At 56.0% G+C, this 26,309-nt stretch carries 24 protein-coding genes; 12 read left to right on the top strand and 12 right to left on the bottom strand.

Annotated features, from left to right (window positions below; genetic code table 11):
* Window positions 1-11 precede the first annotated feature (11 nt).
* The 3 genes from sdhA to sdhC are packed head-to-tail and all read right to left on the bottom strand — an operon-like array spanning window position 12 to window position 2,523.
* The gene (gene sdhA / locus AC2FAK_RS14810) at window positions 12-1,778 is read right to left on the bottom strand and encodes a succinate dehydrogenase flavoprotein subunit (RefSeq protein WP_485453297.1); all 1,767 of its coding nucleotides are present in this window, start codon (window positions 1,776-1,778) and stop codon (window positions 12-14) included.
* Window positions 1,778-2,125: a succinate dehydrogenase membrane anchor subunit gene (gene sdhD / locus AC2FAK_RS14805; RefSeq protein ID WP_008501088.1), complete on the bottom strand. Its 348-nt coding sequence runs from the start codon at window positions 2,123-2,125 to the stop codon at window positions 1,778-1,780. The genes sdhA and sdhD overlap by 1 nt, the downstream gene beginning before the upstream one ends.
* Window positions 2,119-2,523: a succinate dehydrogenase cytochrome b556 subunit gene (gene sdhC, locus AC2FAK_RS14800; protein ID WP_020684965.1), complete on the bottom strand. Its 405-nt coding sequence runs from the start codon at window positions 2,521-2,523 to the stop codon at window positions 2,119-2,121. The genes sdhD and sdhC overlap by 7 nt, the downstream gene beginning before the upstream one ends.
* 639 nt (window positions 2,524-3,162) lie before the next feature.
* Between sdhC and AC2FAK_RS14795 the strand changes: the two genes are divergently transcribed.
* Window positions 3,163-4,446, top strand: coding sequence for a citrate synthase (locus tag AC2FAK_RS14795; protein WP_020684964.1), 1,284 nt, complete (start codon window positions 3,163-3,165; stop codon window positions 4,444-4,446).
* A 99-nt stretch (window positions 4,447-4,545) separates the two neighbouring features.
* On the opposite strand, the gene nei is transcribed toward AC2FAK_RS14795, so the two are convergent.
* The 7 genes from nei to AC2FAK_RS14760 form a co-directional block, all read right to left on the bottom strand.
* Window positions 4,546-5,337, bottom strand: coding sequence for an endonuclease VIII (nei, locus tag AC2FAK_RS14790; protein WP_058680571.1), 792 nt, complete (start codon window positions 5,335-5,337; stop codon window positions 4,546-4,548).
* Window positions 5,338-5,356: 19 nt separating this feature from the next.
* Window positions 5,357-6,094 carry a 5-oxoprolinase subunit PxpA gene (gene pxpA, locus AC2FAK_RS14785; protein ID WP_020684961.1) on the bottom strand — a complete coding sequence of 246 codons (738 nt, stop codon included), beginning with the start codon at window positions 6,092-6,094 and terminating at the stop codon, window positions 5,357-5,359.
* Entirely contained in the window at window positions 6,081-7,013 is a 933-nt protein-coding gene (pxpC, locus tag AC2FAK_RS14780) for a 5-oxoprolinase subunit PxpC (protein WP_062676702.1), read from the bottom strand. Before pxpC ends, pxpA begins: the two co-directional genes overlap by 14 nt.
* Complete coding sequence (gene pxpB / locus AC2FAK_RS14775) at window positions 7,007-7,663, bottom strand: 5-oxoprolinase subunit PxpB (RefSeq protein ID WP_058680569.1); 657 nt, start codon at window positions 7,661-7,663, stop codon at window positions 7,007-7,009. Before pxpB ends, pxpC begins: the two co-directional genes overlap by 7 nt.
* Window positions 7,664-7,677: 14 nt before the next feature.
* Window positions 7,678-8,421 (bottom strand): type 2 GTP cyclohydrolase I, encoded by a 744-nt coding sequence (locus tag AC2FAK_RS14770; protein WP_014831107.1) that lies wholly within the window; start codon window positions 8,419-8,421, stop codon window positions 7,678-7,680.
* A gap of 10 nt (window positions 8,422-8,431) precedes the next feature.
* On the bottom strand, window positions 8,432-9,844 hold the full coding sequence (gene phrB, locus AC2FAK_RS14765; protein WP_058680568.1) for a deoxyribodipyrimidine photo-lyase: 1,413 nt from the start codon (window positions 9,842-9,844) through the stop codon (window positions 8,432-8,434).
* A 236-nt stretch (window positions 9,845-10,080) separates the two neighbouring features.
* The gene (locus AC2FAK_RS14760) at window positions 10,081-10,287 is read right to left on the bottom strand and encodes a YbfA family protein (RefSeq protein WP_013097552.1); all 207 of its coding nucleotides are present in this window, start codon (window positions 10,285-10,287) and stop codon (window positions 10,081-10,083) included.
* A 309-nt stretch (window positions 10,288-10,596) separates the two neighbouring features.
* Here AC2FAK_RS14760 and kdpF point away from each other — a divergent pair, with 309 nt between their 5' ends.
* The 9 genes from kdpF to potE all read left to right on the top strand — a co-directional run bounded on the left by kdpF (window position 10,597) and on the right by potE (window position 22,530).
* Window positions 10,597-10,686, top strand: coding sequence for a K(+)-transporting ATPase subunit F (gene kdpF / locus AC2FAK_RS14755; protein WP_014069365.1), 90 nt, complete (start codon window positions 10,597-10,599; stop codon window positions 10,684-10,686).
* Window positions 10,686-12,365 (top strand): potassium-transporting ATPase subunit KdpA, encoded by a 1,680-nt coding sequence (gene kdpA / locus AC2FAK_RS14750; RefSeq protein ID WP_095454626.1) that lies wholly within the window; start codon window positions 10,686-10,688, stop codon window positions 12,363-12,365. The genes kdpF and kdpA overlap by 1 nt, the downstream gene beginning before the upstream one ends.
* 17 nt (window positions 12,366-12,382) lie before the next feature.
* On the top strand, window positions 12,383-14,431 hold the full coding sequence (gene kdpB / locus AC2FAK_RS14745) for a potassium-transporting ATPase subunit KdpB (RefSeq protein ID WP_058680566.1): 2,049 nt from the start codon (window positions 12,383-12,385) through the stop codon (window positions 14,429-14,431).
* 12 nt (window positions 14,432-14,443) lie between these two features.
* Entirely contained in the window at window positions 14,444-15,019 is a 576-nt protein-coding gene (gene kdpC / locus AC2FAK_RS14740; protein WP_013097555.1) for a potassium-transporting ATPase subunit KdpC, read from the top strand.
* The gene (gene kdpD, locus AC2FAK_RS14735) at window positions 15,020-17,707 is read left to right on the top strand and encodes a two-component system sensor histidine kinase KdpD (RefSeq protein ID WP_058680565.1); all 2,688 of its coding nucleotides are present in this window, start codon (window positions 15,020-15,022) and stop codon (window positions 17,705-17,707) included.
* The gene (gene kdpE / locus AC2FAK_RS14730; protein WP_320736869.1) at window positions 17,704-18,381 is read left to right on the top strand and encodes a two-component system response regulator KdpE; all 678 of its coding nucleotides are present in this window, start codon (window positions 17,704-17,706) and stop codon (window positions 18,379-18,381) included. Before kdpD ends, kdpE begins: the two co-directional genes overlap by 4 nt.
* Window positions 18,382-18,660: 279 nt before the next feature.
* Window positions 18,661-18,765: a leader peptide SpeFL gene (gene speFL / locus AC2FAK_RS14725; RefSeq protein ID WP_003858645.1), complete on the top strand. Its 105-nt coding sequence runs from the start codon at window positions 18,661-18,663 to the stop codon at window positions 18,763-18,765.
* Window positions 18,766-19,021: 256 nt separating this feature from the next.
* Window positions 19,022-21,220 (top strand): ornithine decarboxylase SpeF, encoded by a 2,199-nt coding sequence (gene speF / locus AC2FAK_RS14720; RefSeq protein WP_029883013.1) that lies wholly within the window; start codon window positions 19,022-19,024, stop codon window positions 21,218-21,220.
* Entirely contained in the window at window positions 21,217-22,530 is a 1,314-nt protein-coding gene (gene potE / locus AC2FAK_RS14715) for a putrescine-ornithine antiporter (protein ID WP_013097559.1), read from the top strand. The genes speF and potE overlap by 4 nt, the downstream gene beginning before the upstream one ends.
* A gap of 103 nt (window positions 22,531-22,633) precedes the next feature.
* Here the strand turns inward: potE and pgm are convergent, their stop codons facing one another.
* Complete coding sequence (pgm, locus tag AC2FAK_RS14710) at window positions 22,634-24,274, bottom strand: phosphoglucomutase (alpha-D-glucose-1,6-bisphosphate-dependent) (RefSeq protein WP_020684950.1); 1,641 nt, start codon at window positions 24,272-24,274, stop codon at window positions 22,634-22,636.
* 24 nt (window positions 24,275-24,298) lie between these two features.
* Window positions 24,299-24,847: a replication initiation negative regulator SeqA gene (seqA, locus tag AC2FAK_RS14705; protein WP_023621116.1), complete on the bottom strand. Its 549-nt coding sequence runs from the start codon at window positions 24,845-24,847 to the stop codon at window positions 24,299-24,301.
* Window positions 24,848-25,030: 183 nt separating this feature from the next.
* Here seqA and ybfF point away from each other — a divergent pair, with 183 nt between their 5' ends.
* Together ybfF and ybfE are read left to right on the top strand one after the other, a co-directional pair.
* The gene (ybfF, locus tag AC2FAK_RS14700) at window positions 25,031-25,804 is read left to right on the top strand and encodes an esterase (RefSeq protein WP_023621115.1); all 774 of its coding nucleotides are present in this window, start codon (window positions 25,031-25,033) and stop codon (window positions 25,802-25,804) included.
* Between the two features lie 128 nt (window positions 25,805-25,932).
* Entirely contained in the window at window positions 25,933-26,220 is a 288-nt protein-coding gene (gene ybfE / locus AC2FAK_RS14695; RefSeq protein WP_013097563.1) for a LexA regulated protein, read from the top strand.
* Window positions 26,221-26,309: the final 89 nt, after the last annotated feature.

The raw sequence follows: 26,309 nt of genomic DNA, 5'->3' as shown, positions 1-26,309 counted from the left end.
CTGTCTCCGCATTAGTAAGTACGAATCTTCGGCGGGAACGCCGGACGCAGTTTCGGTTCCATGTTCACCTGACGGCGCGTCATGGTTTCCGACTCTGGCAGATACAGGGAATGGCACAGCCAGTTTTCATCGTCACGATCCGGGAAGTCGAAGCGGCTATGCGCGCCACGGCTTTCGGTACGGAAGTTGGCCGACATCGCGGTTGCGAACGCGGTTTCCATCAGGTTATCCAGCTCCAGACACTCAACGCGCTGGGTGTTGAACTCGCTGGAAGTATCATCCAGACGGGCGTTTTTCAGGCGCTCGCGGATCGCTTTCAGCTGCTCAAGACCTTTCGCCATCGCGTCACCTTCACGGAATACCGAGAAGTTGTGCTGCATACATTCCTGCAGCGCTTTGCGGATTTCCACCGGATCTTCACCGTTACGGTTACCGTTCCAGCGGTTCAGACGCTCAAGCGATGCATCAATTTCGTCGTCAGTGGCGTCACGCAGCGCGCCCTGTTCGGCAATGGATTCCTGCAGGTGCAGACCCACCGCACGACCAAACACCACCAGGTCCAGCAGGGAGTTCCCCCCCAGACGGTTGGCACCGTGTACGGACACACAGGCAATTTCGCCTACCGCGAACAGGCCTGGGATGACCACATCTTCGCCCTGCTCGTTTACGGTCAATGCCTGGCCGGTCACTTTGGTCGGAATACCGCCCATCATGTAGTGGCAGGTAGGAATAACCGGAATTGGCTCTTTCACCGGGTCGACGTGGGCGAAGGTACGGGACAGCTCCAGAATACCCGGCAGACGGGATTCCAGTACCTCTTTACCCAGGTGGTCGAGTTTCAGCTTGGCGTGTGGACCCCATGGGCCATCACAGCCGCGACCTTCACGGATTTCGATCATGATGGAACGCGCCACCACGTCACGACCCGCCAGGTCTTTCGCATTCGGGGCATAACGTTCCATGAAACGTTCGCCGTGTTTGTTCAGCAGGTAACCGCCTTCACCACGGCAGCCTTCTGTCACCAGAACACCCGCACCGGCGATACCGGTTGGGTGGAACTGCCACATCTCCATATCCTGCACCGGCACGCCAGCGCGGATAGCCATCCCAACGCCATCACCGGTATTGATGTGGGCGTTAGTGGTGGACTGGTAAATACGCCCTGCACCGCCGGTTGCCAGCACGGTTGCGCGCGCTTTGAAGTAGACCACTTCACCGGTTTCAATGCACAGCGCAGTACAACCAATAATCGCGCCATCGGCGTTTTTCACCAGATCCAGCGCATACCACTCGGAGAAGATAGTAGTGTGGTTTTTCAGGTTCTGCTGATACAGAGTATGCAGCAGCGCGTGACCGGTACGGTCAGCCGCCGCCGCGGTACGTGCCGCCTGCTCGCCGCCGAAGTTTTTCGACTGGCCGCCAAACGGACGTTGATAGATGGTGCCATTTTCCAGACGGGAGAACGGCAGACCCATATGATCCAGCTCCAGAATCGCTTCCGGGCCAGTCTTACACATATATTCGATGGCATCCTGGTCGCCGATGTAGTCGGACCCTTTTACCGTGTCGTACATGTGCCATTCCCAGTTATCTTCATGGGAGTTACCCAGCGCAACGGTAATACCGCCCTGCGCAGATACCGTGTGGGAACGGGTCGGGAATACTTTAGAGAGCAGCGCACAGGTCTGGCCGCTCTGGGAAATTTGCAGCGCGGCGCGCATACCTGCGCCACCCGCACCAATCACAACAGCATCAAATTCTCTGACTGGCAGTTTCATTACACACCCCACACCACAACGAATCCATAAATAACGTAAACCACCAGTGCAACGACAATGGCCAGTTGCAGAGGAAGGCGAATCGCCAGCGGTTTAACGTAATCGGTCAACACCTGCCACATGCCAATCCAGGCATGAATAAGAATGGAGAACAGCGCCAGCAGGGTGAACACTTTGGTGAAGGCAGATCCGAAGAACCCACTCCAGATTTCCCACGTCAGCGTGCCGCTGGTCGCGAAGAAACCGATCATATAGATGATGTAGAGGGTGAGAACGATGGCGGTAGCACGGACCAGAATGAAGTCATGTACGCCGTTGCGTCCTAATGCGGAGGCGTTGCTTACCATACGAGAACTCCTGCGAGAAGTGAAAGCACGACTGTAATCACAAATGAAATGTTAGCGGAACGTTTCCCGGCTTCGAAAGTCTCTTCCAGGTAACCAAAGTCCATCAGCATATGGCGAACACCCACCACAACGTGGTACGCCAGTGCGGTCAGAATGCCCCACATGATGAATTTCACGAAGAAGCTGTTCATGATGGCAGAGGCCTGGAGGAATCCTTCAGGAGAAGAGAGGCTGGTGCCCAGTAACCACAGCAGAATGCCTACCGCCACAAACGTAATCACACCCGATACACGGTGCAGAATGGACGCTATTGCTGTTACGGGGAACCGGATCGTTTTGAGATCCAGATTGACAGGTCTTTGTTTTTTCACATTTCTTATCATGAATAACGCCCACATGCTGTTCTTATTGTTTCCTTCCTCCGGACTGCGATGCGGGTCAGACAGCGTTCCTTTTCTATAACTGCGCGTCATGCAAAACATTGCTTCCAAATGCTAAAACGACACGTTACAACGCTGGGTGGCTCGGGATTGCAGGGTGTTCCGGAGACCTGGCGGCAGTATAGGCCGTTCACAAAATCATTACAATTAACCTACATACAGTTTGTCGGGTTTTCTCTGGAACAGTGATCAGGGTCACGATAACAACATCTTTTTAATTTTTAATCATCTGATTTGACAAATGTTAAACAATATTGTTACAAACGTCATCAGAAAAGGCATATAATGCGCAAAAGTTATGAGGTCTCTCTTTCACCTGACAAATAGTTATGTAACAGTGTGATGGTATTGACCGAAGTTATCAGGACAGTTATTAGTGATATACAGGTTTGAAAAATTCGGACTGCAAAAACGCTGATTTGCTGTTGTTTCACTGATATTTCATTCGTTTACCTGCAAGGCGCCATAGCTCTGTACCCTGGTTTGTCCTCGTGAGCTGAGCGGTAAGCCAAATAACAATCTGGTAACGGTGATTAACAGCTGAAAGCAAATCCGGTAAAGCGCAGTCTTAAGCATAAGGCGCTAAGGAGACCGTAAATGGCTGATACAAAGGCAAAACTCACCCTCAACGGTGGTGATGCTATTGAACTGGATGTGCTAAAAGGCACGCTCGGTCAGGATGTTATTGATATCCGTACGCTGGGTTCCAAAGGAATGTTCACCTTTGACCCTGGATTTACCTCTACCGCATCTTGCGAATCCAAAATCACCTACATTGACGGTGACGAAGGTATCCTGCTCCATCGCGGCTTCCCCATCGATCAGTTAGCCACCGAATCCAACTATCTGGAAGTGTGCTACATCCTGCTGAACGGCGAAAAGCCGACGCAGGCTCAGTATGATGAATTCAAAACCACCGTCACCCGTCACACCATGATCCATGAGCAGATTACCCGTCTGTTCCATGCGTTCCGTCGTGACTCTCACCCGATGGCGGTGATGTGCGGGATTACCGGTGCGCTGGCGGCGTTCTACCACGACTCCCTTGACGTGAATAACCCACGCCACCGCGATATCGCCGCGTTCCGCCTGCTGTCCAAAATGCCAACCATGGCAGCGATGTGCTACAAATACTCCATCGGTCAGCCGTTCGTGTATCCACGTAACGACCTCTCCTATGCCGGTAACTTCCTGCGCATGATGTTCTCTACGCCGTGCGAAGAGTACGAAGTGAATCCGGTGCTGGAACGCGCGATGGACCGTATTCTGATCCTGCACGCTGACCACGAACAGAACGCCTCTACCTCCACCGTCCGTACCGCAGGCTCTTCAGGTGCGAACCCGTTCGCCTGTATCGCTGCGGGCATCGCCTCCCTGTGGGGACCGGCGCACGGCGGCGCGAACGAAGCTGCACTGAAGATGCTGGAAGAGATCAGCACCGTTGAGCACATTCCTGAATTCGTGCGCCGCGCGAAAGACAAGAATGACTCCTTCCGTCTGATGGGCTTCGGTCACCGTGTGTACAAAAACTACGACCCACGTGCAACCGTGATGCGTGAAACCTGCCACGAAGTGCTGAAAGAGCTGGGCACCAAAGACGATCTGCTGGAAGTGGCGATGGAGCTGGAACACATCGCGCTGAACGACCCGTACTTCATCGAGAAGAAACTCTACCCGAACGTAGACTTCTACTCTGGCATTATTCTGAAAGCGATGGGCATTCCGTCTTCCATGTTCACCGTGATCTTCGCCATGGCGCGTACCGTGGGCTGGATTGCGCACTGGAACGAAATGCACAGCGAAGGCATGAAAATCGCCCGTCCTCGTCAGCTGTATACCGGCTACGAGCAGCGTGATTTTAAGTCTGATCTTAAGCGCTAAAAGACGTGGGTGCGGCCTGATGCCCTCACCCCGGCCCTCTCCCACCGGGAGAGGGTGAAAACATTAAAAACGGTAACCTGAGGGTTACCGTTTTACTTTTTACCTCTGGCACCCGGGACACCAGTAAAACGGTCGTGAAGAGAGCGTTGTCTTCTCAATCACCCCACCGCACCGCTCGCACCTCTTCCCCGCCCGATGAAACACCTTAAAGCGGAACAGCGCCCCGTGATGTTTGTTCTCATCTACCACGCCGCGGGTGTTGTACGATAGCCGCGGAATATCCAGCAGCGCGTGAGAGAGCACTTCCAGCTGGTCATCGCTCAACTGCGACGCTTTGTGCTGCGGTGCCAGCCCGACCTCCCAGAGAATTTCGACGCGAAGGTAATTGCCTAATCCGGCCAGGAACGCCTGATCGAGCAGTAGCCCGGAAAATTGCCGGTTGCGGAATTTAGGGGATAACAGGCGGGCTTTGACATCGTTCGCCGTCAGACGCATATCCAGCACGTCCGGCCCGACCCGCTGTAAGAACGGGTGCGTAAGCAGTTGCTCCGGCGTTAACATTTCGATATCAGACGCGCTATACAGCAAAATCGCTTTATCCGCGGTTTGCAGCCTGACGCGCAGCACGCGGGTGGTTTGCGGCTGCTCGTTGGCATTAACCACCCGCCAGACGCCGTAAAGCTGGTTGTGGCTGTATAACGTCAGGTTATGGGAAAAATGCGTGAGTAACGCCTTTCCCCGTGTTTCGATGTGGGTCACCGTTTGTCCCACCAGCGGTGCTTCAAACGGCTTCAGTTGAGGAAAAGCAAACCAGACGTCCGTCAGGGGTTTGCCTTTTATCGCCGCCTCGAGGCTATCCGCAGCACGGCGGATCTCCGGGCCTTCTGGCATCTCTTTATCCTTATGATTTTCAGGCGCTGACGAGGATCCCCTGCTCTGCAAACGCCGCCCGTAAGCGGCGGGCAAACTGCAGCGCGTGCTCGCCATCACCGTGTAAGCATACTGTGTCAGCCTGAACGCTGGCCGTTGTACCTTCGACCGTTGTTACTGTTCCCTCGCGCACCATCTGAAGGGTCTGCGCCAGCGCCAGAGACTCATCGGTGATCAGCGCGTTGGGCCGGGAACGGGGAACCAGGGTTCCGTCGGGCTGATAGCCTCGGTCGGCAAACACTTCCTGGCGGGTGGTTAACCCCAGACGCTGACCGGCGCGAATCAGCTCGCTCCCCGCCAGGCCAACCAGGATCAGTTGTGGGTTGCAATCGAACACCGCCCGGGCGATGGCCTCTGCCAGCGCGGGGTCGTTCGCCGCCTGATTATAGAGCATGCCGTGCGGCTTCACGTGGCGCAGCGCGCCCTGCTGCGAACGCACAATCGCCTCGAGCGCGCCAATCTGGTAAAGCGTCTGAGCGTAGACCGTCTCGGGCGGGAGATCCATCGCCGTGCGGCCAAAGTTCTCCCGGTCAGGGAAGCTCGGATGCGCCCCTATCGCAACACCATTTTTGATGGCGTTGCGCACGCTCGCCAGCATCGTTTGGGCATCACCCGCGTGAAAACCGCAGGCGATATTCACCGAGGTGACCAGGGTCATCAGTTCAGCGTCGGCGCTGCCGCCCTCGCCCAGATCGGCGTTCAAATCAATCTTTACCATCAAGCCTCCACGCCAGTTGTGCCAGATAACGCAGCTGGTCCTGCCGCGCCTTCAGCGCCTCCTCCAGGGAGCATTGCACGAAGTGAATCGGCTGTCCGAGAGGGATTTGCGCCAGATGGTAGCGATCGGCCTCAATAATGCAGGCGATGCGCGGGTAACCGCCCGTGGTCTGTGCATCGTTCATCAACACAATCGGTTGACCGTTACCCGGTACCTGAATGACGCCGGGCAACAGACCGTGTGAAAGCAGCTCGCGGTCCGTCGTACGGGTCAGCGGCTGCCCCTGAAGACGATACCCCATGCGGTTACTCTGCGGGCTAATCTTCCACGGCGAGCGCCAGAAAGACTCCTGAGACACCTCATCAAATTCCTGATACTCCGGCCCCGGCAGGGCGCGGATCTGGTTTCCCCACAGGAGCTGTTTTACACCCTGCGCGGTTGAAAAGTGCCGCGTTGACGGTTTTATCGCCAGACGATCGCCATCGCGCAACAATCGTCCTTCGTGACCGCCAATTCCGGCTTTCTGATCGGTACTGGATGAGCCCAACACCTCCGGCACGTCAATCCCACCGGCAACGGCAAGATAACTGCGAACCCCATGCTGAGGTCGCTTAAGCGTTAAACGCTGTCCGGCTTTTGCCCGCAGTCGCCAGCCGGTCCAGACCGCTTTGCCATCAAGCGTGGCATCGCACCCGGCGCCGGTTAACGCAAACCAGGTCTCCTGACTAAATTCAATGACACACTGCCCCAGCGTAATTTCGAGCGCAGCCGTATTGCCGGGATTGCCCACCAGCACGTTGGCAATCTCCAGTGCTGGCCTGTCCAGCGCGCCACAGTAGCTCACGCCAGACTGGCGCATGCCAAAGCGACCCGCATCCTGAACGGAGGTGTAAAGCCCGGCGCGAATAAGCGTTAACATACTCCCTCCTTCTGCGGGATAAAGCGAAGGGTGTCGCCAGGACGCAGGAGGACCGGCGATTCCAGCCCCGGTGCAAATAACGGCATGGATGTGTGTCCGATGAGCTGCCAGCCCCCCGGCGACGCGAGCGGATAAATGCCCGTCTGTTCGCCACCAATCGCGACGGTACCCGCCGGCACGCTCAGGCGCGGTTCAGCGCGGCGTGGCGTGTGTAACGCCGGGGAGAGTCCGCCCAGATACGGGAAGCCAGGCTGGAATCCCAAAAACCAGACCACATAATCAACGGAGGCGTGCAGCTCAACGACCTGTTTTTCGGTTAGCCCGCAGTGTTCAGCCACCACGCCAAGATCGGGTCCCCCTGTGCCGCCATACACTACCGGGATCTCAATCGTGCGGGATTCCGGCTCCAGCGCTTCGCTCTCCTCCCACCAGCGCTGTAAACGCTCGATGGCATCCAGTGCCAGCGTATGCGGATTACGCAGAACCACGGTGATGTTATTCATCCCCGGGATCGCTTCAACCACCTCAGGCACCTCCACCAGACGCTGCGTTAGCCGCCAGATACGCTTTTGGGTCGCAAGGGTAACAGGCGGCTCCAGCTCCAGCACCACCGCCGTTTCACCCAGAAGATAACAACGCGCTCGCTGCACTCAGGTACCTCTCATCAGGCCGGGTTAGGGATATCAATAAACGTAACATCCAGATCGGTATTTTCGGTCAGCCATTCGCTCAGGGCGCGAATGCCGCCGCGTTCGGTGGCATGGTGACCTGCCGCGTAAAAATGCAGCCCCTGTTCACGGGCTGAATGAATAGTCTGCTCGGAGACTTCACCGGTGATAAACGCATCAACACCAAAACGCGCGGCGCTATCAATGAAGCCCTGACCGCCACCCGTGCACCAGGCGACACGCTTCACCGTATCCGGACCGGTATCACCGCTCCACAGCGGACGACGTCCCAGACGCGCTTCAATCCATGAGGCCAGCTCAAGGCCCGGCACTGGCATCGACAGCTCGCCCCACGGCACCAGCGGCTCAATTTCACCCATCACGGTGATCCCTAACAGCTGCGCGAGCTGAACGTTGTTGCCAAGTTCGGGGTGCGCATCCAGTGGCAGATGATAGCCATACAGGTTGATATCATTTGCCAGCAACGTTTTCAGACGGTTGCGCTTCATGCCGCGAATGATCGGTGATTCGTTTTTCCAGAAATAGCCGTGATGGACGATGACAGCATCGGCCTCCTGACGCACGGCTTCATCCAGCAACGCCTGACTGGCGGTCACGCCGGTGATAATTTTTTGCACCGTGTCGCGCCCTTCGACCTGTAACCCGTTCGGGCCGTAGTCGCTGAAGGCGCTGCTGTTCAGTTTTTCGTTGATCAGACTTTCCAGTTCGGTGTTTTTCATCATGACTCTCTTAAGCTTTACGGGCCGCTTCGTACGCCGCCAGCGTGGCGACGCGCGCCTGTTTATGTTCAACAATCGGGCGAGGATAATCGAGCGTTACGCCCTGTTTGTCCGCCCATGCCCACGGGTCGTGGATCGCCTTAGCGGGGACCGCTTTCAGCGCAGGCAACCAGTGGCGGATAAACGTCCCGTCCGCATCAAATTTTTGTCCCTGCGTGGTGGGATTAAAAATCCGGAAGTAAGGTGCCGCATCGGTTCCGGTCGAGGCCGCCCATTGCCAGCCGCCATTATTCGCCGCCAGATCGCCATCGATCAGCTGAGAAATAAAATACCGCTCCCCGACACGCCAGTCGATAAGCAGATCTTTCACCAGGAAGCTGGCGGTAATCATCCGCAGGCGGTTATGCATCCATCCGGTTTCATTCAGCTGGCGCATCGCGGCGTCCACAATCGGGTAGCCGGTTTCTCCCTTTTGCCAGGCCTGCAGCAGCGTCTCGTTCTGCTGCCACTGCACATTTTCGGTCCAGCGAATGAAAGGTCGATGTTTACATAATTCAGGGTGATACGTCATCAGATGACGGTAGAATTCGCGCCAGATAAGCTCGTTAAGCCATACCGAACCAGCGCCCCCTTCCAGCGCCTGGGGCTGCTCTGCCAGAAGACGGTGTAAACACTGGCGCGGAGAAAGCACGCCCAGCGCTAAACAGGCCGACAACCGGCTGGTACCTTCAATGGCGGGGAAATCCCGGCGTGCGTCGTAAGCGGCCGCCCCCGTTTTGCAGAACTGGCGCAACTGCGCGATTGCCGCTTTTTCATCAGCCGGGAATAAAGCGTGGTCATACGCCTGTTGCGGATAGTCAAACGTCAGTTCAGGCAGGTTGTTTACACTCTCCCCTCGCGCGGACGGCGCGGCAACACACTCCGGCAACGCCTCTTTCAGCCGTTTGATAAATGCATTTTTAAACGGCGTAAAGACCTTATACATCTCGCGATTGCCGGTCATCACGCTGCCCGGGGGCAGCATCACGCTGTCATCAAATCCCTGACACTCTACGTCCCCGAGGATCCGCTCCAGCTGACGATCGCGCTGCTGTTCATTGAATTCGTACTGGTAGTTGTAAAAAAGATGCGTGACGTCGTTCTGCTGACAGACCTCCTGTACCGCGCTGAGTTGAGCGGCAAAATCACTGACCTCTTTGTAAATCAACGGAATGCCTTTTTCCGCCAGCGAACGTTGCAGGGCATTCAGATGCGAACAGAGATAAGCGGCTTGACGGGGGGCCATATCATGCTGCTGCCACTGTCCGGGGGTAGCGATAAACAGCGCCAGCACGCGGGCGTGTTCAGAGCGACAGGCTGCCGCCAGGGCGATGTTGTCATGCAGGCGCAGATCCGCGCGAAACCAAACCAGATGGGTGGGCATAAAACTCCAGGCAATTGTCCATTATATCCGTAAGGGCATGCCGTAAAAGGAAAAAGGCACGTATTGAACTACTTTGCCATGAAGTGTAGACGGGATGAAATAAGGGAGTGGCAGTTTGATTACTCAGGAAAAGAAGATATGCCTGAAAACCACCCAACGGACCGCGAATCCGGAGGGACAAAAAAACCGCCACATTGCTGTAGGCGGTTTTTTTATTGCTGTGTGTAGTCTTAGTATCAGTAAAAATCACAGGTCGCTTTTTCGGCCTGATCCATCCACACCGGCTTCTCGCTGGTTTTCGCCCAGACGCGGTGCAGATAGCTGTAAAAACGTGCGCGATCTTTCCAGAACAACATCACCGGCAGGGCCAGCACGCCAGCCACTACGGCGAAAGCGCGACGCATGAACACGATATGAGCAGGATACTCTTTATAAAGATCCATATTTTTCTCCCCTGTAGTTGGCCGGAAACTGACTCCGGAAAATTCAAAAACTGTGACCTGGCTAAAATAATATCGCTTTGTTTGTAATTTTACTACTCATCCGACCACTTATTTTCACCTGTTTAACCAAAATTTACATTCACGCCGTAATTAAGTTACAAAAAAGTTAAAGGTTTACTTAACAATAGTTAAATTGTGGGCTTTGCCATTTTTATACTTTTTTTACACCCCCCGTCCTGATTTTTGCGAAATCTTTGCGCCATAAATCCTACCGTTAGCACAAATACAAATGTCACCCGGAGGTGGATTGTGAGTGCAGGTCTTATTGCCGGCATCGTGCTGGTGTTCCTGTTATTGGGTTATCTGGTTTATGCCTTGATTAATGCGGAGGCATTCTGATGGCTGCTCAGGCGTTTTTGCTTATTGCCAGTTTTTTAGGGGCGCTGTTCCTTCTGGCAAGACCGATGGGAACAGTGCTGGCAAGGATGATCAACAACGTGCCGCTGCCGGTGGCAGGTCGCGTTGAAAAAGGGATCTGGCGCGTTCTGGGCATTCGGGAGGGGGAAATGAACTGGCGTCAGTATCTGCTGGCGATCCTGCTGCTGAATATTGTCGGCCTTGTCGCCCTCTTCGCCATGCTGATGCTGCAGGGTAGCTTACCGCTCAACCCGCAGCAGTTGCCGGGTCTGTCCTGGCATCTGGCGCTGAACACGGCAGTCAGCTTTGTCACTAACACCAACTGGCAGTCCTATGCCGGGGAAACCACGCTGAGCTACTTTAGCCAGATGGCCGGGTTAACCGTGCAAAACTTCCTCTCTGCTGCCACCGGCATTGCGGTGATCTTCGCGCTCACGCGTGCCTTTGCGCGTCAAAATATCAGCACGCTGGGCAACGCATGGGTCGATCTGACACGCATCACGCTGTGGATACTGCTCCCTGTTGCCCTCATTATCGCGCTGTTCTTTATTCAGCAAGGTACCCTGCAAAACCTGCTGCCCTACGCGCCGTATACTTCTCTGGAAGGGGCAAAACAGCTTTTGCCTATGGGGCCGGTGGCGTCGCAGGAAGCCATTAAGATGCTCGGGACTAACGGCGGTGGCTTCTTCAACGCCAACTCGTCGCATCCGTTTGAAAACCCAACCGCGCTGACCAACTTTGTCGAAATGCTGGCGATCTTCCTGATCCCCGCCGCGCTCTGTTTTGCCTTTGGCGATGTGGTCAACGACCGCCGTCAGGGACGCACCCTTCTGTGGACCATGTCTCTGATCTTCGTGGTCTGCGTCGCGCTGGTGATGTGGGCGGAATGGAAAGGTAATCCGCATTTCCTGACGCTGGGCGCTGACAGCGCAATCAACATGGAAGGGAAAGAGAGTCGCTTTGGCATCCTGTCCAGCAGTTTGTTTGCCGTGGTTACCACCGCAGCCTCGTGCGGGGCGGTTAACGCCATGCATGACTCCTTTACGGCACTGGGTGGCATGATCCCAATGTGGCTGATGCAGATTGGCGAAGTGGTGTTTGGCGGCGTGGGCTCTGGTCTTTACGGCATGCTGCTGTTTGTGCTGCTGGCGGTGTTTATTGCCGGTCTGATGATTGGCCGTACCCCGGAATACCTGGGCAAAAAAATCGACGTCCGGGAAATGAAATTAACCGCGCTGGCCATTCTGGTCACGCCTGCCCTCGTGCTGCTCGGCACCGCGCTGGCACTGATGACCGAAGCCGGCCGCAGCGGCATCTTTAACCCGGGTATCCATGGCTTTAGTGAAGTGCTCTACGCCGTCTCGTCTGCGGCTAACAACAACGGCAGCGCCTTTGCAGGCTTAAGTGCCAACTCGCCTTTCTGGAACTGTCTGCTGGCATTCTGCATGTTTGTCGGCCGCTTCGGCGTGATTGTGCCGGTGATGGCCATCGCCGGATCGCTGGTGAATAAAAAAATCCAACCGACCACCACCGGTACATTACCGACACACGGTGCGCTGTTTATTGGCCTGCTGACCGGCACCGTGTTGCTGGTAGGCGCCCTGACCTTTATCCCCGCCCTCGCGTTAGGCCCGGTCGCGGAAACCCTCTCTTTACGCTGATTTTGCGGAGAATTGTCATGAGTCGTAAACAACTGGCCCTGTTCGAACCGTCGTTAGTTCGTCAGGCCCTCATGGATGCGGTGAAAAAGCTGAGCCCGCGCGTACAGTGGCACAACCCGGTGATGTTTATCGTCTGGGCAGGCAGCGTGCTGACTACCGTCCTGGCGCTTGCCATGGGAACAGGTCACCTCCCGGGCAACGCGATGTTTACCGGAACCATCAGCCTGTGGCTGTGGTTTACCGTGCTGTTTGCCAACTTTGCCGAGGCGCTGGCGGAAGGCCGCAGTAAAGCGCAGGCCAACAGCCTGAAAGGGGTAAAAAAGACCGCCTTCGCACGCAAATTACGTGAGCCAAAATACGGCGCGCAGATGGACCACGTGCCGGCAGATGAGCTGCGTAAAGGCGATGTGGTGCTGGTGGAAGCCGGTGACATCATCCCGTGTGATGGCGAAGTCATTGAAGGGGGCGCCTCGGTAGACGAGAGCGCCATTACCGGGGAATCCGCGCCGGTCATTCGTGAATCTGGCGGTGACTTCGCCTCGGTCACGGGCGGGACGCGTATTCTCTCCGACTGGCTGGTGATCCAGTGCAGCGTCAACCCGGGTGAAACATTCCTCGACCGGATGATCGCCATGGTAGAAGGCGCGCAGCGTCGTAAAACACCCAACGAAATTGCCCTCACCATTCTGCTGGTGGCGCTGACCATCGTCTTCCTGTTGGCTACCGCCACGCTGTGGCCCTTCTCCAGCTACGCGGGCACCGCGGTCAGCATCACCGTGCTGGTGGCGCTACTGGTCTGCCTGATCCCAACCACCATCGGCGGCCTGCTCTCCGCTATTGGTGTGGCGGGTATGAGTCGCATGCTGGGCGCGAACGTTATCGCCACCAGCGGACGCGCCGTAGAGGCCGCCGGTGACGTGGATGTGCTGCTGCTGGATAAAACCGGGACCATCACCCTCGGCAACCGCCAGGCCTCCGAGTTTTTACCTGCCCCGGGCGTGGATGAAAAAACGCTGGCCGATGCCGCCCAGCTCTCGTCTCTTGCCGATGAAACGCCGGAAGGCCGCAGCATCGTGATTCTGGCGAAACAGCGCTTTAATCTGCGCCAGCGTGATGTGCAGAGCCTGCACGCCACTTTTGTCCCCTTCACGGCACAAACCCGAATGAGCGGTATCAACATTCAGGAGCGCATGATCCGTAAAGGTTCCGTTGATGCCATTCGTCGCCACATTGAAGCCAACAACGGCCATTTTCCACCGGAAGTGGACAATCTGGTTGAGAGCGTTGCCCGCCAGGGGGCCACACCGCTGGTCGTAGCCGAAGGGGCGAATGTGCTGGGGGTGATTGCGCTGAAGGACATCGTCAAAGGCGGCATTAAAGAGCGTTTCGCCCAGTTGCGTAAAATGGGGATCAAAACGGTGATGATCACCGGGGATAACCGGTTGACTGCCGCCGCGATTGCCGCAGAAGCGGGCGTGGATGATTTCCTCTCGGAAGCCACACCGGAAGCCAAGCTGGCGTTGATCCGTCAGTACCAGGCGGAAGGTCGTCTGGTCGCGATGACCGGTGACGGTACCAACGACGCCCCTGCCCTCGCACAGGCCGACGTGGCGGTGGCGATGAACTCCGGTACCCAGGCGGCAAAAGAGGCGGGCAACATGGTCGACCTTGACTCTAACCCGACCAAGCTGATTGAAGTGGTGCATATCGGTAAACAGATGCTGATGACGCGCGGGTCATTAACCACGTTCAGTATCGCCAATGACGTGGCGAAGTATTTCGCCATTATTCCCGCAGCGTTCGCGGCCACCTATCCGCAGCTAAACGCGCTGAACGTGATGCATCTGCACTCCCCGTCTTCGGCCATTCTCAGTGCGGTGATTTTCAACGCCCTGATTATTGTCTTCCTGATCCCGCTGGCGCTGAAAGGGGTGAGCTATAAACCGCTGACGGCTGCTGCCATGCTGCGCCGTAACCTGTGGATTTACGGGCTGGGCGGGCTGCTGGTGCCCTTTATCGGGATTAAAGCTATCGACCTGCTGTTAACGCTGTTCGGGCTGGTTTAAAAGGTGAATCAAATGACGATGTTACGTCCCGCTATACTTCTGTTTATTCTGCTGTCTCTCATTACCGGTGGGCTTTACCCGCTGCTGACCACCGCGCTGGGCCAGTGGTGGTTCAAGGATCAGGCCAATGGCTCGCTGATCATACAGCAGGGTGAAAACCGCGGCTCCCGCCTGATTGGTCAAAACTTTACGGATGCCCGGTACTTTCAGGGACGCCCTTCCGCTACCGCCGATAGCCCGTATAATCCGATGGCATCCGGCGGGAGCAACCTGGCGGGCAGTAATCCTGAACTGGACAAAGCCATCGCTGAGCGTGTGGCGGCCCTGCGCAGTGCCAACCCGCAGGCCAGCCGGGAGATTCCAGTTGAACTGGTGACTGCCTCCGCCAGTGGGCTGGACTACAGCCTGACGCCTGAAGCGGTGGCCTGGCAGATACCGCGCGTCGCCGCGGCCCGTCATCTTAGCGTCGAGCAGGTCAGCCAGCTGGTGGCAGCGCACACGCAAAAGCCGCTGGTCAGTTTCATTGGCATGCCGGTAGTAAATATTGTTGAGCTGAATCTGGCGCTGGACGCGCTAAGGAATAACTAAATGACCGACGAGCCCTTGCGCCCGGATCCTGACAGGCTGCTGGAACAGACAGCTGAAGCCCATCGCGGCAAGCTGAAAATTTTCTTCGGTGCCTGCGCGGGCGTCGGGAAAACCTTCGCCATGCTGACAGAAGCTCAGCGGCTTCGGGCTCAGGGGCTCGATATTCTGATCGGCGTGGTGGAAACCCACGGCCGTAAAGAAACCGCGGCGTTGTTAAAGGGGCTGGCCACGCAGCCTCCTCGCCGTATCAGCCATCGTGGCAGGCTGGTGACGGAGTTTGATCTCGACGCCGCCCTCGCCCGCCGCCCCGCCCTTATTTTGATGGACGAACTGGCGCACAGCAATGCGCCAGGCTCGCGACACCCCAAACGCTGGCAGGACGTTGAAGAGTTACTTGAAGCCGGGATTGACGTCTTCACCACGGTGAATGTTCAGCATCTTGAAAGCCTGAACGACGTGGTCAGCGGCGTGACCGGCATTCAGGTGCGCGAAACGGTGCCGGATCCGTTCTTTGACTCCGCTGATGAAGTAGTGCTGGTGGACCTGCCGCCAGACGATCTGCGCCAGCGCCTGCATGAAGGGAAAGTCTATATTGCAGGCCAGGCCGAACGCGCTATCGAACACTTCTTTCGTAAAGGCAACCTGATTGCCCTGCGCGAACTGGCCCTGCGCCGCACCGCCGATCGCGTGGATGACCAGATGCGTGCCTGGCGCGATCTGCAAGGACAGGAACGCGTCTGGCATACGCGGGATGCCATCCTGCTGTGCATTGGTCACGGTAGCGGCAATGAAAAGCTTGTCCGTACCGCCGCCCGGCTGGCTGCGAAATTTGGCAGCGTCTGGCATGCGGTGTATGTCGAAACGCCGCAGCTTCACGCCCTGCCAGAAAACCAGCGTCGCGCGATCCTCAGTTCGCTGCGCCTGGCCCAGGAGCTGGGGGCGGAAACCGCGACCCTCTCCGATCCGCAGGAAGATAAAGCCATTCTGCGCTACGCGCGTGAGCACAACCTGGGCAAAATTGTCATTGGCCGTCGCCAGCACCGGCGCTGGTTTAGCCGCGAATCGTTTGCCGACAAGCTGGCCCGGCGTGCACCCGACCTGGATCTGGTGGTCGTGGCGCTGGACGACAAACCCACGCCGTTACCCAACCGTGCGCCAGACAGCCGCACGTTCACCGATAAATGGCGCATCCAGCTTCGCGGTTGCCTTATCGCCGTCGTGCTTTGCGCCCTGATTACCTTTATTGCCAGCCAGTGGCTGATTGCATTTGATGCCGCCAACCTGGTGATGATCTACCTGCTCGGCGTGGTGGTGGTGGCGCTCTTCTACGGGCGCTGGCCGTCAGTCCTGGCGACGGTGATTAACGTCATCAGCTTCGATCTCTTCTTTATCGACCCGCGCGGAACGCTTGCCGTCTCGGATGTACAGTACGTCCTCACATTTGCCGTCATGCTCACCGTCGGGCTGGTGATCGGGAATTTGACGGCAGGCGTTCGCTATCAGGCGCGTATCGCCCGCTATCGCGAACAGCGCACCCGACATTTATACGAGATGTCTAAATCGCTGGCGGTAGGCCGCACGCCGCTGGATATCGTCCAGACCAGCGAGCAGTTTATCCGCTCGACCTTTAATGCCAGCAACCTGATTTTACTCCCGGACGAGCACGGGAAATTACGCCCGCTGACGTCGGCCTCGGGCATGACGCCCTGGGATGAAGCCATTGCGCGCTGGAGCTTCGATAAAGGTTTACCGGCCGGTGCAGGGACAGACACCCTGCCCGGCGTGCCGTATCAGATCCTGCCGCTGCGCAGTGCCGATAAAAATCAGGGGCTGGTCATCGTCGAGCCGTCTAATCTGCGCCAGCTGATGATCCCCGAGCAGCAAAGGCTGCTGGAGACCTTTACGCTGCTGGTTGCCAGTGCGCTCGAAAGACTGGCGCTGACGGCGAGCGAAGAGCAGGCGCGTCTGGCAAGCGAGCGTGAAAGCATTCGTAACTCGTTGCTGGCGGCCCTCTCCCACGATCTTCGCACGCCTCTCACCGTGTTGTTTGGCCAGTCGGAAATTCTGACCCTGGATCTGGCGGCTGAAGGTTCAAAACATGCCCTGCAGGCCAGCGAGATCCGCCAGCACGTGCTGAACACCACGCGGCTGGTGAATAACCTGCTCGATATGGCGCGGATACAGTCTGGCGGGTTCAACCTCAAAAAAGAGTGGCTCACGCTTGAGGAAGTGGTAGGAAGCGCGCTGAAAATGCTGGAGCCCGGTCTCGGCGGACGGCATATCGCCCTGAACATGCCCGATCCCCTGACATTAATTCACGTTGATGGCCCGCTGTTTGAGCGGGTGTTAATTAATCTGCTGGAAAATGCGGGTAAATATGCCGGAGCACACGCGCAAATTGGGGTGAATGCTTCGGTGGAAGATCACACCCTGCGGCTCGATGTCTGGGACACCGGGCCCGGTATTCCTGCCGGGCAGGAAAAAGCGATATTCGAAAAATTCTCACGAGGCAATAAAGAGTCTGCCATTCCGGGGGTTGGGCTGGGTCTGGCGATCTGCCAGGCCATTATTGACGTCCATGGCGGCACCATTTCGGCGGAGAACCGCCCGGAAGGAGGTGCACGTTTTTGTGTTACACTTCCTCTGGACGCCCCGCCAGAACTTGATGAATTACCAGAGGATTTGTGATCAACGTCCTGATTGTAGAAGATGAACTCGCCATTAGCCGGTTTCTGCGCGCTGCGCTGGAAGGTTACGGTCTGCGCGTTCATGATGCCGGTACGCTCCAGCGCGGGTTGATTGAAGCCGCTACCCGCAAGCCGGACCTGGTGATCCTCGATCTCGGTTTGCCGGATGGCGACGGTATCGATTTTATTCGCGAGGTGCGCCAGTGGAGCCAGATGCCCATTCTGGTGCTCTCCGCACGCACCGAAGAGTCAGATAAAATCGCCGCACTGGATGCCGGGGCGGACGACTATCTTATTAAACCTTTTGGGATTGGTGAGTTACAGGCTCGCCTTCGTGTGGCGCTGCGTCGCCACGGTGCCGCCACGCCTGCCGACCCAACGTACACTTTCGGTGATGTGCAGGTTGATCTCGCTTCGCGACGTATTGTGCGCGGTGAAGAGGAGATCCATCTCACGCCGATAGAGTTCCGCCTGCTTGCGGTTTTGCTCAACAACCACGGTAAGGTGCTGACCCAACGTCAGCTGCTGGCTCAGGTGTGGGGACCCAACGCCGTGGAACATAGTCACTATTTACGCATATATATGGGCCACCTGCGCCAGAAACTTGAAACCGACCCCGCACGTCCTCGCCATTTATTAACTGAAACCGGTATCGGTTATCGGTTTATGCTTTGAATAACTATTCAATTTTATTTCCAATAAAAACAAACCCACCCACATAATTCCGTTTAAATAAGCCATAAGCGATAATTTTGGCTTATTTTCGCTCATTCAAAACAGAAACAACACAATCCGTTAACGCATCATCAACAAACCAGTGTTTTGATCTGCGATATTCATCGAAAACGAATAATTATTTCTGATTTGATCGGTTAAGGGTGATCTGATTCACAGTTAATCGCTTTTTCCTGGATAAAATGACCATGCTTTCAATTACTGAAAGGAAAATGAAACATGGAAAACAATAATCGCTTGATGCCCCATATAAGGCGGACAACACATATCATGATGTTTGCCCACCGAAACTGCTTTGACTTCCATCTCTTTAATGCCCGGTAGTCCTTCGACTTCTGGCGCACCCGCTTGCAGGTTAACCTGAAAAAACTCTATTTTACAGGCCGTTGCCTGTGAAGGCGTGCGTTCATTCAATTTAATTCAGACTTATCCGCAGCCGGGCGGACTGAATCTCATTCATTAAAAAGCAACTTACTGATTTTTTATCAGCGGCCACACTTTGCTTTTTTTTCCGGACATTATCGATTTCTTTCTAGCGAGAAATCGAGGGACGAATATTGCCTTAAATAAAGAGTGAAAGATGAAAAGTTTAAAAATTGCAGCCAGCCGTGCATGCCCTGATTGCTTTACCACTCACCGTGAACTGGTAGATGTCAGCACCTCTGATTATATTGACGTCGCCGCCATTGTTCTGGCCGTGAGCGATATTTCCAGTGGCACTCTGGAAGAAATAGAAGCTACCGGGTTTGGTATTCCCGTATTTATTGCGACACATAAAGAAGAGTTCATTCCGGCTGAATATTTATCGCGCATTCACGGTGTGTTTGAGTGTTCAGAGACCAGTAACGACTTTTACGGACGTCAACTGGAAGCGGCCGCGCAGAAGTACGAAACCCAGCTACGCCCCCCGTTTTTCCGCGCACTGGTCGACTACGTGAATCAGGGCAACAGCGCATTCGATTGTCCGGGGCATCAGGGTGGGCAATTTTTCCGCCGTCATCCTGCCGGTAATCAATTTGTCGATTTCTTCGGCGAAACGCTTTTCCGCTCCGATCTGTGCAACGCCGACGTGGCCATGGGGGATCTGCTGATTCATGAAGGCGCGCCGTGCATTGCCCAGCAACACGCGGCGAAAGTGTTTAATGCGGATAAAACCTACTTTGTGCTGAACGGTACCTCATCATCCAACAAAGTGGTGCTAAACGCCCTGCTCACCCCCGGCGACCTTGTGCTGTTCGATCGTAATAACCATAAATCCAACCACCACGGAGCCCTGCTTCAGGCGGGTGCCACGCCGGTCTATCTGGAAACGGCGCGCAACCCGTACGGCTTTATTGGTGGCATTGATGCCCACTGCTTTGAGGAGAGCTACCTGCGCGAGCTGGTATCGGAAGTGGCGCCGGGTCGTGCGCGTGACGAACGTCCGTTCCGTCTGGCGGTGATCCAGCTGGGCACCTACGATGGCACCATTTATAACGCCCGCCAGGTCGTCGATAAAATTGGTCACCTGTGCGACTACATCCTGTTCGATTCTGCCTGGGTGGGCTACGAGCAATTTATTCCGATGATGGCCGACTGCTCTCCGCTGCTGCTGGAGCTGAACGAAAACGATCCGGGGATCCTGGTTACCCAGTCAGTCCATAAACAGCAGGCGGGTTTTTCGCAGACCTCGCAAATTCACAAGAAAGACCGCCATATTAAAGGCCAACCGCGCTATGTCCCGCACAAGCGCCTGAATAACGCCTTTATGATGCACGCCTCCACCAGCCCGTTCTACCCCCTGTTTGCCGCACTGGATATCAACGCCCGCATGCACGAGGGGCAGAGTGGCCGCAATATGTGGATGGACTGCGTGGTTACCGGCATTGAAGCACGCAAGCTGATCCTGGAGAACTGCCAGTTTATTCGCCCGTTCGTGCCGGAGCTGGTAGATGGCCGTCCGTGGGAAAGCTGGGACACGGCTGAAATTGCCACCGACCTGCGCTTCTTCCACTTTGTGCCGGGTGAAAACTGGCACGCTTTTGAAGGGTATGCCGAGCATCAATACTTTATCGACCCGTGCAAACTGCTGTTGACCACGCCGGGCATCAACGCCCGTACCGGCGAGTATGAGGATTTCGGCGTGCCCGCCACCATCCTGGCTAACTTCCTGCGTGAAAACAGCATCGTGCCCGAGAAATGCGATCTCAACTCGATCCTGTTCCTGCTGACCCCTGCAGAAGATATGGGCAAGCTGCAGCAGCTGGTGGCACAGCTGGTGCGTTTCGAAAAACTGCTTCAGACCGATGCGCCATTAAAAGAGGTGCTTCCGTCTATCTGTAAGCAATACCCGGAACGCTACGCCGGTTATACCCTGCGCCAGATATGCCAGGAGATGCATGAACTGTACGCCCGCCATAACGTGAAACAGCTGCAAAAAGAGATGTTCCGTAAGTCTCACTTCCCTCGCGTGATGATGAACCCGCAGGACGCAAACTATGCGTATCTGCGTGGTGAGGTTGAACTGGTCTCGCTACGTGATGCGGAAGGCCGTATTGCCGCCGAAGGCGCCCTGCCTTACCCACCAGGCGTGCTGTGCGTGGTTCCGGGTGAAGTCTGGGGAGGCTCCGTCCTGCGCTACTTTGCCGCGCTGGAAGAGGGTATCAACCTTTTACCGGGCTTCGCACCGGAACTGCAGGGTGTGTACGTCGAGGAGTGTGACGGACGCAAACAGGTTCGCTGTAACGTCATCAAACAACCCGCCGCTCAGCCCGCGCTGCTGAAAGGAGAAAAATTATGAGTAAGTCCAATAAGATGGGCGTGGTGCAGCTGACCATCCTCACCATGGTCAACATGATGGGGTCAGGGATTATTATGCTGCCCACCAAACTTGCCGAGGTGGGTACCATTTCGATTATCTCCTGGCTGGTAACCGCGGTCGGCTCCATGGCGCTGGCATGGGCATTTGCCAAATGCGGAATGTTCAGCCGCAAGTCAGGCGGGATGGGCGGCTACGCCGAATACGCCTTCGGCAAATCTGGCAACTTTATGGCTAACTACACCTATGGCGTGTCGCTACTGATCGCCAACGTGGCGATTGCCATCTCCGCCGTGGGTTACGGTACGGAGCTGTTTGGTGCCACGCTCAGTCCGGTGCAAATTGGTTTAGCCACCATCGGCGTACTGTGGATCTGCACCGTGGCCAACTTTGGCGGCGCGCGCATCACGGGCCAGCTGAGTAGCATCACCGTCTGGGGCGTGATTATCCCGGTTGTGGGTCTGTGCATTATCGGCTGGTTCTGGTTCAGTCCGACCCTGTACGCGAACTCCTGGAACCCGCACCATGTGCCGTTCTTTTCCGCTGTGGGGTCCTCTATCGCCATGACGCTGTGGGCCTTCCTTGGTCTGGAATCTGCCTGTGCGAATGCGGAAGTGGTAGAGAACCCGGAAAAGAACGTCCCGATTGCCGTTCTTGGCGGAACGCTGGGCGCGGCGGTGATCTATATCGTCTCCACTAATGTTATTGCCGGTATCGTACCGAACATGGATTTGGCTAACTCCACGGCGCCGTTTGGGCTGGCCTTCGCGCAGATGTTCACCCCGGAAGTCGGGAAAGTGATCATGGGGCTGATGGTCATGTCCTGTTGCGGTTCACTCCTCGGCTGGCAGTTCACCATTGCGCAGGTGTTTAAATCTTCGGCTGACGAAGGTTACTTCCCGAAAATCTTCTCCCGCGTGACCAAAGCCGATGCGCCGGTGCAGGGCATGCTGGCCATTGTCATCTTCCAGAGCGGATTGTCGCTGATGACCATTAGCCCGTCGCTGAACAGCCAGTTCAACGTGCTGGTCAACCTGGCGGTGGTGACAAATATCATTCCGTATATTCTGTCGATGGCGGCGCTGGTGATCATTCAGAAAGTGGCGAAAGTTGATCCCCGCAAAGCTCGGGCGGCCAATATTGTGGCGCTGATTGGGGCGATTTACAGCTTCTATGCGCTCTACTCATCCGGCCAGGAGGCGATGCTTTATGGTGCGATGGTGACCTTTATGGGCTGGACGCTGTACGGGCTGGTCTCACCGCGGTTTGAATTAAAGAATAAACATAGTTAGGTAAAAGCAAAACGGCAACCCAGGGGTTGCCGTTTTTCGTGTTTTCACCCTCTCCCTGTGGGAGAGGGCCGGGGTGAGGGCATCAGCCCGCGCCGAACACCACTTACGCGTTTTTCAGCACTTCGCTGACAATCTCTACCGCTTCTTTCTCAATCTGCTGGCGATGCTCAGCGCCGAGGAAGCTTTCACAATAGATTTTGTACGCATCTTCCGTACCGGATGGACGCGCGGCGAACCAGCCATTTTCGGTCATCACCTTCAGCCCCCCGATAGAGGCACCGTTACCCGGCGCTGCCGTCAGACGGGCCGTGATGGGATCACCGGCCAGCGTGCTGGCACTGACCATCTCCGGAGAGAGTTTAGACAGGGCTGCTTTCTGTGCGGAGGTCGCGCTTGCCTGGATACGGTTGTAGCTCGGTGCACCAAAGCGCGCCGCCAGCTCGTCGTAGTGTTCCTGCGGGTTCTTGCCGGTGACCGCGGTGATCTCCGCCGCCAGCAGACACATGATGATACCGTCTTTGTCGGTTGACCATGGTGTGCCATCGAAACGCAGGAAGGATGCCCCCGCGCTCTCTTCACCACCAAAGCCGAAGCTGCCGTCATGCAGACCGTCAACAAACCATTTAAAACCAACCGGCACTTCCACCAGCTTGCGGCCCAGCGCGTCGACCACGCGGTCGATCATGGCTGAAGAGACCAGCGTTTTACCGACAGCCACCTCTTTGCCCCACTGCGGGCGGTGCTGGAACAGGTAGTTGATTGCCACAGCCAGGTAGTGGTTTGGGTTCATCAGCCCGGCCGGGGTAACGATACCGTGGCGGTCATAATCCGGGTCGTTGGCGAAGGCCAGATCGAATTTGTCACGCAGTGCCAGCAGGCCTGCCATCGCGCACTCGGAGGAGCAGTCCATACGGATCGCGCCGTCTTTATCAAGGTGCATAAAGCGGAAGGTCTGATCGACGTGATCGTTAACGATGGTCAGATCCAGCTTGTAATGCTCTGCAATGCGTTTCCAGTATTCAATACCGGAGCCGCCCAGCGGATCCACACCCAGCTTCAGGCCGGCTTTCTGGATAGCCGCCATATCGACGATATCCGCCAGCCCTTCCACGAACGGCTGCACCAGATCCTGCTCTTTCACGTGGCCGGACGCCATGGCCGCATCCAGAGAGATACGCTTAACGCCTTTCAGACCATCGGCCATTAAGGCGTTGGCGCGGTCTTCCACCACTTTGGTGACGTTGGTATCTGCCGGGCCACCGTTAGGTGGGTTGTATTTGATACCACCGTCTTCTGGCGGGTTGTGAGAAGGCGTGATAACGATACCGTCAGCCTGTGGGCCACCTTTTTTGTTGTGCACAAGGATAGCGTTAGAGACGGCAGGCGTTGGGGTGAAACCGTTATTTTCCTGCACAATTACATCAACGCCGTTCGCCGCCAGAACTTCCAGCACGGAAATGAATGCCGGTTCAGACAGGGCGTGAGTATCTTTCCCCACGTAGCACGGACCGGTAACACCGTTTTTGGCGCGCTCTTCCGCGATGGCCTGAGCAATGGCCAGAATGTGCGGTTCGTTAAAGCTATGGCGTGCCGCGCTACCGCGATGGCCTGATGTCCCAAACTTCACTGCGTGTTCTGCGTTGCCCACGACCGGTTTCAGCACATAATACTGCGCGGTCAGCTGAGCGACGTTAATCAAATCGCTTTGTTGTGCAGGTTGGCCTGCACGGCTGTGATTTGCCATTACCGGGTCCTTCTGATGCAAGGGTTAAATTGTACCGCAAACCTTTTCAATCAATTCCGCCGGGAACTGCATGGACTGCATGATGTGTTCAACCATGCTGCACTTGCGGCCCGTATTGGTATTGGTGATGACCCAGTACGGTGTGCCAGGGACATGTTTAGGTTTGGTCTGGTTGCCATTTTGCAGCAGCGTCTGCTCGTCGCCCGCGAAATAGACGCGCGTGCGACCGTGCAGCGACTCAGTCGCTTCAGCAAACGCCTTGTTATCCAGTGAATAAAGTGTAGACAGCACCAGCATGAAGCGGTTGACCGCTTTTTTCTGCTCTGCATATTCATCAGACAGCAGCAGCTCGCGCATCGCACGTACTTTGTCTTTCACCTGCACGGCGGCAGGTTTTGCTTGTGCAACAACACTCGGCTGAGACACGACATCTTTAGTGGCTGGGGTAGCAGACGGTGAGGCGGCGGAAATTTTAAGCATTCGCCGTAAAATGTCGGACGCGCTCTCCCCGATATGCCGCGTTTGGCTGGCAATAAACTGATAGAGTTCGTCATCAACTTCGATTGTTTTCATCTTAATCCAGTGCGATATCTTATCTGAATACAAGTCGTTGAGATTATAAAGTCAAATCCCAACAGCGGATAGCGTCAAACCAGGTTGGCGGCAAAAGTCAGATTAAACTGGAACCTTGCAGCCGGGCGGCAGAATGGTCAACATAATACCCTAACCTGTCACACCTAAAAAAAGAACTTTGCCATGAAATTGAATACCCGAGCGCAATCTGCACAATCGCCGAACACGAATCCTCCCATCGTACTGGTTCACGGGCTGTTTGGCAGCCTGGATAACCTGGGCGTGCTGGCACGCGATCTGGTTACCGATCACGATATTTTGCAGGTGGATATGCGAAATCATGGCCTTTCCGGGCGTTCAGAAGAGATGACCTATGCGGCCATGGCGCAGGATCTGCTGGATACGCTGGATGCCAACAATCTCGAGAAAGTGACGTTGATCGGGCATTCAATGGGCGGCAAAGCGGTCATGGCCCTGACGGCTCTGGCACCAGAAAGAATAAGTGGCCTGGTGGTCATAGATGTCGCCCCGGTGGATTACCACGTCCGTCGCCATGATGAGATTTTCGCCGCCATCAACGCGGTGACCAACGCTGGCGTCTCGACGCGCCAACAGGCAGCCGTCGTTATGCGTGAGCATCTGGATGAAGAAGGGGTTATCCAGTTTCTGCTGAAATCGTTCGTTGACGGCCAGTGGCGGTTCAACGTGCCGGTGCTGTGGGAGCAGTACGATAACATCGTCGGTTGGGAAACCGTTCCGGCATGGCCGCACCCTACCCTCTTCATTCGTGGCGGCAATTCGCCCTACGTTACCGACGCCTGTCGCGATACCCTGCTGGCGCAATTCCCGCAGGCACGCGCTCATGTCATAGCTGGCGCCGGACATTGGGTTCATGCGGAAAAACCAGATGCCGTCTTACGCGCCATTCGCCGCTATCTGACTGATACGGCAAATTGATTAAAAAGAGAGCGACTGGAAGGCTGCGGGCTTCCAGTCGTTGGCGTGCCGTTTTTGGTGATGTATGATGGCGCGCTTATCGCCCAGGCATTAGCAGGGCGGCGTGTTTCCCCCGAAGTCTCAGAATCATGGCCAAAGAACAAACGGACCGTACGACACTAGATCTGTTCGCGAATGAGCGTCGACCGGGACGACCAAAAACGAATCCGCTTTCGCGCGACGAACAGCTGCGTATTAATAAACGCAACCAGCTTAAACGCGATAAAAATCGTGGGCTTAAGCGTGTCGAACTGAAGCTCAACGCCGACGCTGTCGATGCGCTAAACGAACTGGCTGACGCGCGTAATATCAGCCGCAGCGAGCTGATCGAAGAGATGTTACTCACCCAACTCGAGACCATGCGCAGTAAGGCATAAGTCCGAAAAATCCCTTTATTACCCTTTTCATGTAGCACAGAGTGCAGTCCTGCGCGATAGCTGTTTCCGCAGGGTTGCCTGTTCTGCTA

The sequence above is a fragment of the Enterobacter cloacae complex sp. 394F7 genome, from assembly GCF_057320385.1.
Note: the sequence above shows the minus strand (reverse complement) of the source record. Positions and strands in the feature narration are given on the sequence as shown.